The 8,736-nt window shown below is 71.6% G+C and carries 8 protein-coding genes; 3 read left to right on the top strand and 5 right to left on the bottom strand.

Annotated features, from left to right (window positions below):
* Positions 1 to 220: 220 nt before the first annotated feature.
* Both ACWC24_RS39455 and ACWC24_RS39450 read right to left on the bottom strand, forming a co-directional pair.
* A complete protein-coding gene (locus ACWC24_RS39455) occupies positions 221 to 1,102 on the bottom strand; it encodes an alpha/beta fold hydrolase (protein WP_450667733.1) in 882 nt (293 codons plus the stop codon).
* A gap of 71 nt (positions 1,103 to 1,173) precedes the next feature.
* Positions 1,174 to 2,481: an MFS transporter gene (locus ACWC24_RS39450; protein ID WP_450667732.1), complete on the bottom strand. Its 1,308-nt coding sequence runs from the start codon at positions 2,479 to 2,481 to the stop codon at positions 1,174 to 1,176.
* Between the two features lie 132 nt (positions 2,482 to 2,613).
* Here ACWC24_RS39450 and ACWC24_RS39445 point away from each other — a divergent pair, with 132 nt between their 5' ends.
* From ACWC24_RS39445 to ACWC24_RS39435, 3 genes are all read left to right on the top strand, one after another.
* Positions 2,614 to 3,549: a LysR family transcriptional regulator gene (locus ACWC24_RS39445; RefSeq protein ID WP_450667731.1), complete on the top strand. Its 936-nt coding sequence runs from the start codon at positions 2,614 to 2,616 to the stop codon at positions 3,547 to 3,549.
* 120 nt (positions 3,550 to 3,669) lie between these two features.
* Positions 3,670 to 3,963 (top strand): hypothetical protein, encoded by a 294-nt coding sequence (locus ACWC24_RS39440; RefSeq protein WP_450667730.1) that lies wholly within the window; start codon positions 3,670 to 3,672, stop codon positions 3,961 to 3,963.
* 191 nt (positions 3,964 to 4,154) lie between these two features.
* Positions 4,155 to 5,072, top strand: coding sequence for an NADP-dependent oxidoreductase (locus ACWC24_RS39435; RefSeq protein ID WP_450667729.1), 918 nt, complete (start codon positions 4,155 to 4,157; stop codon positions 5,070 to 5,072).
* A 20-nt stretch (positions 5,073 to 5,092) separates the two neighbouring features.
* On the opposite strand, the gene ACWC24_RS39430 is transcribed toward ACWC24_RS39435, so the two are convergent.
* The 3 genes from ACWC24_RS39430 to ACWC24_RS39420 form a co-directional block, all read right to left on the bottom strand.
* Entirely contained in the window at positions 5,093 to 5,950 is an 858-nt protein-coding gene (locus tag ACWC24_RS39430; RefSeq protein WP_450667728.1) for a pentapeptide repeat-containing protein, read from the bottom strand.
* A gap of 211 nt (positions 5,951 to 6,161) precedes the next feature.
* Positions 6,162 to 7,880, bottom strand: coding sequence for an acyl-CoA dehydrogenase family protein (locus tag ACWC24_RS39425; protein ID WP_450667727.1), 1,719 nt, complete (start codon positions 7,878 to 7,880; stop codon positions 6,162 to 6,164).
* 70 nt (positions 7,881 to 7,950) lie between these two features.
* Complete coding sequence (locus tag ACWC24_RS39420) at positions 7,951 to 8,517, bottom strand: PadR family transcriptional regulator (RefSeq protein ID WP_450667726.1); 567 nt, start codon at positions 8,515 to 8,517, stop codon at positions 7,951 to 7,953.
* Positions 8,518 to 8,736: the final 219 nt, after the last annotated feature.

Below are 8,736 nucleotides of genomic sequence, written 5' to 3'. Positions count from 1 at the left end.
GGTCCGGCCGGAGGACAACGTTGTCGACCCGGAGTGCCGGGCGTGCGACCCGGGTTGAGAAGGCAGTGGACACACAGGATCGCACCCGTACACCGGATCGCACCCGCCGCGTTCACGACCGTCCGTCATGAGACAGGGAGAAGGCGTACGGCGGGCGAACGCCGTTCGTACAACCTGGTGGAGCGGCCCATGAGTTGGGCGACCCCGGCGCATCGGCGGCTCAGCCGGTGCGGGCCTCCAGGGCGGCGATGATCTCGGGCCAGAGTTCGCGCGGGCGGTCGTGTCCCATGTCGGGGATCAGGAGGAGCTCGGCCCCGGGCACGAGTTCCGCGGTGCGCCGCCCGCCGCTGGGGTCGATCAGTGTGTCGTCCAGGCCGTGGATCACCAGCGTCGGCACCCGGAGCGCACGGAGCTCGTCCGCACGGGAGCCGCTGAGGATCATCGCCCCGAGCTGGCGGCCGACCCCGGCGGGGTAGTGGGCGCGGTCGTAGCTGCGGTCGGCGAGGTCCCGGAGGGCGGCGGCGTCGCCGTAGCGCCTGGACGCCCACACCAGTTCCCGCTCCGCCGCCGCGACGTACCCGTCACGGTCCGCCGGCTTCGGGCTGAACAGCACCGCCTGGGCCTCGGGGCTGGAGCGGCCGTACTCGCCCTCGCCGGTGGAGGACATCATCGACGTCAGTGTCAGCACCCGTTCCGGGTGGGCGATGGCCATGGTCTGGGCGATCATTCCGCCCATCGACGTTCCGACGACATGAGCGCGTTCGATGCCGAGCGCGGTCAGCAGGCCCAGGCCGTCGTCGGCCATGTCCCGCAGCCGGTAGGGGACCATCGCGAGGGCTGCGGGGATGTCTCCCGAGCTCACCGCGGTGATGAACCGGTTCATGTCGACGGGGTGGTCGTCGAACTTGGTGGACAGGCCGCTGTCACGGTTGTCGTAGCGGATCACATGGCGGCCACGAGCCGCCAGCGCCCGGCAGAAGTCCTCGTGCCAGGCGATCAGCTGGGCGCCGAAGCCCATCACGAGCAGCACAGCGGGGTCGCCGGGGTCGCCGAAGCTCTCGTAGGCGAGGGACACTGCGGGCGACACGTCGACGATGGGCATGGCTGGATCTTGTCAGGCCCGGGCGGTCGAGCGCATCCGGATTGTCCGCCTCTGGCGTCGTGACCGGCCGGTCAGGCGCGGTTCGGTGCCGGCTCCGGCGCGGAGGGAAGCGCCGCGGCGCGGCGGCGGGGGAGCAGCAGTGGGGTCGCCAGCACCAGAGCGCCGGCCAGGCCGATGGCGGCGCGCGGGCCGAGCACGCCGCCCAGCACTCCCCACACGGCCGTCAGCAGCGCGGTCGAGGCCTTGGTCGTCACCGCCCAGGCGGACAGGGTGCGGGCGACGCGGTCGGCCGGTGTGCGTTCGAGGCGGTGGGCGGCGTACACGGGATTGAAGATCCCGCAGCAGAAGATGAGCCCGAGCTCGACCCCCATCACCAGCAGCAGCCCCCCGCCGCCCGGCCCCAGGAAGGCCAGGCCGACCGGCCAGAGGGCGCGCAGTGTCCCGGACGCGACCAGGACCCGGTGCCGGCCGAACCGGGTGACGAGCGACGGGGCCAGCCGGGAACCGAACAGCCCGGCGATCGAGGGCACGGCGAAGGCGAGACCGTACTGCCACGGGGTGAACCCGAGCCGGCCGAGCATCAGGACGGCCAGCAGCGGCTGGGCGGCCATCACCAGAGCGTTGAACAGGGCGGTGTTGAGGAACAGCGGTCGCAGCGTCGCGTCGGCGAGGATGTACCGCCAGCCGTCCAGCAGGTCCCGGGCCCGCATGCGCTCGGCCTTCCGGGGCGCGGGCGGCGGCTCGTGTCCGCCGGTCGCGCGGATGCCCAGCGCGGACAGCAGATAGCTGACCGCGTCGGCCGCCACCGTCGCCACCGGCCCCAGGAGCCCGATCGCCGCGCCGCCCAGCGGCGGTCCGACGATCGTGGTGGTCCAGGCCGTCGACTCGAACCGGGCGTTGGCGACGAGCAGGTCCTCGGCGGGCAGCAGCGTCTTCAGGTACGCGCCGGAGGCGGCGCGGAAGGTGATGTCGGCCGCGGCGACGACGACGGAGACGAGCAGGAGCTGGAGGAAGGTGAGCACACCGGCGGCGAACGCGGCGGGGACCGTCAGCAGCGCGGCGCACCGCACCAGGTCCGTGGCGATCAGCACGGGACGCTTGCGGCGGAACTCCACCCACGGGCCGAGCGGCACCGCCACGGCCGCGCCCACCGCGGCTCCCACGGCGGCGAGCGCGGCGACCTCGGCCGGACCGGCGTGCAGCACCCGGACGGCGATCAGCTCGAACGCGCCGAAAGCGAGCCACGTACCCAGCGCACTGGTCCCGTAGGCCGCCCACAGCCATCCGAACCGACGCCCCAGCCGATGCCCCGAACCGGGGCGCTGCGGGTGCCCCGGCCTTGGGCGCGGCAACTGCCCCGGCCGATGTCCGCGCCTCATGCTCGACGCCCTTCCCCCGTACTCGTACAACCGATCCGCGTTCAGGGTTATCAAAGCGAGCACGATGACCTGCGATCAAACAACCGCTAGGTCGCAAGGCACAACCACTGGTTGTGGACGTAGGGTGGCAGTGTGGACCTCGAAGCCGTCCGGACCTTCGTCGTGGCCGCCGACGCGGGCCAGTTCCAGGAGGCCGCCGCCGAGCTGGCGATCACCCAGCAGGCCGTCTCCAAGCGTATCGCCGCGCTGGAGCGCGGCCTCGGTGTGCGGCTGTTCACCCGTACCGCGCGCGGCGCCGCCCTCACCATCGACGGCCAGGCCTTCCTGCCGCACGCGCGCGAGCTGCTGCGGGTCGCCGAACGAGCGGTCACCTCCGTACGGGCCGGGCACCGACCGCTGCGCGTCGACATCATCGCCTCCCGCGGTGCCGCCTCGGGTCTGATGCGCGCCTTCCACCGCGCGCACCCCGAGACCGACCTCGACGTGGTGATGCTGCTCGACATCGAGACGGCCGTCGCCGCGATCCGCTCCGGCACCATCGACGCGTCCTTCCGCGCCGTGGCCGCGCCCGGGCGGCCCCTACCCGAGGACATCGAGTCCATCAGGGTGATCGACGAGCCGCTGCAGCTCCTCACCGGCCCCGCCCACGCTCTGGCGGGTGCCCGGTCGGTGACCGTCGCCCGGCTCGCCGGGCACCGGATCTGGATGCCCGGCATCGTCCCCGGCAGCGAGTGGGCCGCCTACTACGACGACCTCGTCGCCGAGTTCGGTCTCACCATCGAGGCGACGGGCCCCAACTTCGGCTCCGACGCACTGCTCGACACCATCGCCGACACCCCCGCCCTGGCCACCTTCATGGGCGAGCGGACCCGCCTCGTCTGGCCCGCAGGGCACGGCCTGCGCCTGATCCCCGTCACCGATCCGACCCCCGTCTACCCGCACTCCCTCCTCTGGCACCGCGACAACCCCCACCCGGCACTGGCCACGCTCCGCGCCCACCTCGCCGCGACCGGCCCCGGTCACGACGCCGCCGGGACCTGGACGCCGGACTGGGTGGTGCCGCGCTGAAGCCCGCGCCCCGGCCCGCGGACCTGCAGGCCAGGGTGGCGCAGCCCCCCGTCACGGCCCGCCGCCCGGCGTCGAGTTGCTGATTTCGCGGTGCGTACCCGCCCGCTTATGATCTTGGCCGTGACTGTGCAGAATTCAGACAAGATGCTCTCCCGCAAGCAGAGACTCCAGGAGAAGCAGCGCCGACAGCTGTCGGTGGTGGACACGGTGGACAAGGCCGAGGCCAAGGTCCGCAAGGCGGACGCCGAGCTGGCCGTGGCGGTCGCCGAGGCGGTGCAGGTCTTCGGTGACGAGAAGTCCGCGTCCGAGGGACTCGACATGACGCCCGAGGCGATCCGCCGCTTCCTGCTCATGGCGCAGGAGGAGGCCGCCAAGGAGGCCGCCAAGGCGGACGAGCCCGTCGGCGAATCCTGACGCTCCCGGTGACGACCCCCGGCGTGGCCCAGGGCGGCGGGCGCCACGTCGGTGCGCCGACCGTGACGGTGGTGCGCGGGGGAATCAGGTTCACTCCCGAGTCGTTGTAACGCGTCGGCACGGCCGGTCTGTTGGCCGGCCGCGGCGTGTCCGACGAATGTCCGGCCGAGCGAGGGAGTGGTGATCACGCGATGAAGGCGGTGCGGTTCCACACGTACGGCGAGATCGACGTGCTGCGGGTGGAGGAGGTGGCGCGCCCGGTGCCCGGCCCGGGGCAACTGCTCGTCGAGGTCCGCGCGGCCGGGATCCAGCCCGGTGAGGTGATGATCCGCAAGGGCGCGCGGCACGACCGCTGGCCGGCGACGTTCCCGTCCGGTCAGGGCAGCGATCTGGCCGGTGTCGTGGTCGGGTCGGGCCCCCAGGTGCGCGGCTTCGCGGTGGGCGACGAGGTCCTGGGCTTCACCCACGGCCGGGCCAGCCACGCGGAGTTCGTCGTGGTCGACGACGTGAACGTGATCCACCGTCCGCAGGGGCTGTCCTGGGACGTGGCGGGGTCGTTGTACGTGGCCGGTACGACCGCGTACGCCTGCGTGTTCGCGGTGGACCCCGGACCTGCCGACACCGTCGTGGTGTCCGGCGCGGCGGGCGGTGTCGGATCGCTCGCCGTGCAGCTCGCACGGCGGCGCGGTGCCACGGTGATCGGGCTGGCGAGCGAGCGCAACCACGCCTGGCTCAAGGACCGCGGGGTCGTCCCGGTCGGGTACGGGCAGGGCGTGGCCGAGCGGATCCGGCAGGCCGCAGGCGGGGACGTCGACGCGCTCATCGACACGTTCGGCGACGGATACGTGGAACTGGCGGTCGAGTTGGGCGTGCGGCCCGAGCGGATCAACACGATCCGCGACTGGCAGGCGGCGGCCGAGTTCGGCGCCCGGACCTACGGCGAGGGATCGGCGGCGTGCGCCGTCGTGATCGGCGAACTCGCCCGGCTCGCCGCGCGCGGGGAGCTGGAGGTGCCCATCGCCCGCGGCTACCCGCTGGAGCAGGTACGCGATGCCTACCGTGAGCTCGAACAGGGGCACACCCACGGCAAGATCGTGCTCCGTCCGTAGGGCCTGTCCGGCGGCTCACCTCAGTGCCAGTGCGCGGGACGGCCGAGCGACGGGGGCAGTCGGGTGGCCGCGTCCCCCTTGGCCGCGTTGACCTGGGCCTGGGTCAGGAAGATGCTTCCGGTGAGGTCGGCCCCGCTCAGGTCGGCGTCGCGCATGTCCGCGCCGATCAGGTCGGCGGTGCGCAGGTCGGCCCTTGAGAGGTCCGCCGCGATGAGCAGGGCACCGCGGAGATTCGCTCCCCTGAGGTCGGCGCCGGCGAGCCTGGCGCCGATCAGGTCGGCTCCCCGATGGTTCTTCTTGCGGCCCGGGACCGTGGCCCGTATCCGCTCACTGGCTTGCAGCAGCAGGACGTTGACGTCGCCGCGCAGCGCGGACACGTCGAGTTCCAGGAGCGACTCGGCGCCGCCTCGGCTGAGTTCCTCGATACGGCCGAGTGCATTGCGGAGGTCTTCGTGCACGGGGCGGGCCGACGCGTGGCCGAGGGCCTCGGTGATGTACCAGAGCAGTTCGTGCAGTTGCCGCATCAGCGGGAAGACCGCGAACATCTGGCGTGCGCTGCGTGGCTCCTGCCGCCAGTCCCTGCCACCGAAGGTGACGTGCGAGACCTTCTGGCCGGCGCCGAAGCAGTCGTAGGCGGTGCAGCCCGGAAAGCCCTTCTCCCGCAGGCGGGAGTGGATGCCGCAGCGGAAGTCCGCCTGCAGGTTCGAACACGGCTGCCCCGCGTTCTTGTCGACCGCGAAGTCGGCGGAGCGCGCGAAGGGCAGCGCGACACAGCACAGCCCGAAGCAGTTCGCACAGTCGGCCCGGAGGTCCTTCCGGCCGTCGTCGACCGCCTGCTGTCGGCTGTCGGAGGTGGGGACTTGGCGTTTCGGGGACAACGTGTGGGCTCCTGCCGCGAGTCAGGCACCGTTTGCCGCGGTGCGCCGAGGTTTGCCCCCATTCTCGCCGATGGCCGCGGACACCTGTCCGGCGGGTGCGGACGGGAGGTGGAGCACAGGCCCGGACATCCTTCACCGCCCTTGCCCGCCACAGCACTTGCGCCGCCAGGACCGCCCCCGCGCTACCGGGGCGGTCCTGGCGGTGTGCCCGTCAGAGCGTCATCTCGTACGCCCCGGACAGCGCCTCGACCTGCTCCCAGACCCGCGCCGAACGCGCTTCGTCGACGGCCGGACGCCGGACCGCGCCCAGAGCCCAGCGCTGCTGCTGCTCGGTCGCGGAGTCCTTGCCGTGCAGTTCGACGGCATGTCCGGAGAAGTCACGGACGAACACGGAGAACAGCTCGTCGAGCACGGACTCGTCCAGATCGGTCGGACGCGCCTGCTCCAGAATCAGCTGACCGTGCACCACCAGCGCGAACAACTGCCCCACGGAGAGCAGGAAGTCGAGGTCGCGGCTCTGCTCCTCGTCGGGGGCCATGGTGGCGACGAACTCGCACAGGGCGTCGGCCTGTTCACGGAAGCGGGCGACGTTCGGAAGCTCGGCGTACGCGTCGAAGGCGGCACGCCAGTCGTGGAAGCGCACGGAACCCAGGCCGCGGGCAGGCCCCTGGCGGAACAGGAAGTCGTCGTCGGCCGCGTCGAGCCGGGTCGGCACGTCGGGGTGGGCGACCGGGTCCAGCAGGTGGTTGCGCATGAACTTGAGGATCAGGGCGAGGTTGACGTGGACCGTGCCCTCCAGCTTGGGCAGGCTCCGGATCTCCACCGCGGCCTGGGAGAAGTAGTTGTCCTTCTCGAAGCCCTTGGCGGCGATGACGTCCCACATCAGGTCGACGACCTTCTCGCCCTCCGTGGTCACCTTCATCTTCGTCATCGGGTTGAAGAGCAGATAGCGGCGGTCCTCGGGACCGGCCGAGCGGAAGTAGTCGACGGCGCGGTCGCTGAACAGCTTCATGCCGACGAGGCGGACGTACGCGTCGGTCAACTCCCGGCGCACGTGCGGGAAGGCCGTGACGGGGCGGCCGTAGAGGATCCGATTGCTCGCGTGGGTGACGGCCTCGTACATCGCGTGCTCGCAGATGCCGATCGAGGCGGTGCAGAGATTGAACTTGCCCACGTTGACGGTGTTGAGCGCCGCGTCGAAGGCGGCGCGGCCGGTGTGCAGGACGTCCTCGGGGGCGACCGGATAGTCCTCCAGACGGAACTCGCTGACGTACTTGGAGGAGTCGACGACGTTCTTCACCAGGTGGTACGCCGGGTGGCGGCTGTCGGCGGCGAAGAAGACGTATCCGTCCGGGCCTTCGACGTCGGTGCGGCGGCCGAACACGGAGACCAGGCCGGCGGCGTTGCCGTTGCCGATGTAGTACTTGGAGCCGGAAGCCCGGAAACCGCCGTTGCCGTCGGGCTCGAGCAGCATGTCGGTGGAGTAGATGTCGGCGCCATGGGTCTTCTCGGACAGACCGAAGGCGAAGACCTCGCCCTGGCCCAGGAGTTCCGCGGCACGCGCGCGGGCGGCGGCGTTGTCGCTCTGCCAGACCGGGCCGAGACCAAGGATGGTCACCTGCCACGCGTACCAGTAGTCGAGGCCGTAGAACCCGAGGATCTCGTTCAGGGCGGCGATCCGGGCGGTGTCCCAGCGCTGGTCCTCGGCCGTGGCGGCGGAGGCCGGGGTGAGGAAGGTGGCGAACAGGCGCTCCTTCGCGGCGAACGCGAGGAAGTCCCCGAGCCACGCGCGGGTGCGGTAGTCCTCGATCAGCCGGCGCTTGCCGCGCTCCTCGAACCAGTCGACGGTGGCGCGCAGCAGCCTGCGCGTCTCGGGGTCGAAGTGCGCCGGGTCGTACGTGCGCGGGTTGAACAGCAGGGGAGTGCTCATAGGTTCGCCTTCCGGGGATGGGGGGTGGAGGAGGGTTGCCGGGGGAGCGGCCGGTCGAACGCGGCGCGGCTCAGGCCGAGGGCGAGGTCCTGCCCAGGGCGTGGAGTGTGGCGAGGACGTCGTCGAGCCAGGCGATCGTCATCCGCTCGTACGCGATGCCGCCGCGCAGCACGACATGCTGCAGTTCCTGGCCGGCGTCGAGCGGTGCGGGGGCTTCGGGCCCGGTGAAGTCGCGCAGTTCCCCGCCGAGATAGTGCGCGAGCCGGGCGCGGTGCGCCTGGAGGTGGCGTTCGACCTCGTCGACGAGTGCCGCCGGGTCGTCGAAGGCGGCGCCGCGGATCTTCACCGCGAGATCGTGACGGAGGCTCTCCGGCTCGATCGGCTCGTGCAGCCAACCGGAGAGGACCGCGCGACCGGGGGCGGCGACGGAGTACTCCTTCTTGTCCGGCCTTCCCTGCTGCGGTACTTCGCGGACGTCGAGCACACCCTCGCTCTCCATGCGCTTGAGAACGCGGTAGATCTGCTGATGGGTCGCGGTCCAGAAGTAGCCGAACGACCGGTCGAACCGCCGCGCCAGTTCGTAGCCGGAGCCCGGCTTCTCCAGGAGGGAGACGAGGATCGCGTGTTCGAGCGCCATACCGCACAGCTTTCTATGCAACTAGTTGCATAGGCAAGGGCGGCCGCTCGGGTGAGACGCGGCTCACCCGAGCGACGTGGCGCGCGTCGCCCCGCTCTCGGGCTCGCCGCTTCGTGGAACGGCGCCGGATACGACAAGGCCGCCGCTTCGTGTGAGGCGGCGGTCGGTGTCGTGTGGTGCCTGCTGTGGGCGGGGTGTGTCCGGCGCTGGTGGGTTTAG

This window comes from Streptomyces sp. NPDC001443, assembly GCF_053597355.1.
Note: the sequence above shows the minus strand (reverse complement) of the source record. Positions and strands in the feature narration are given on the sequence as shown.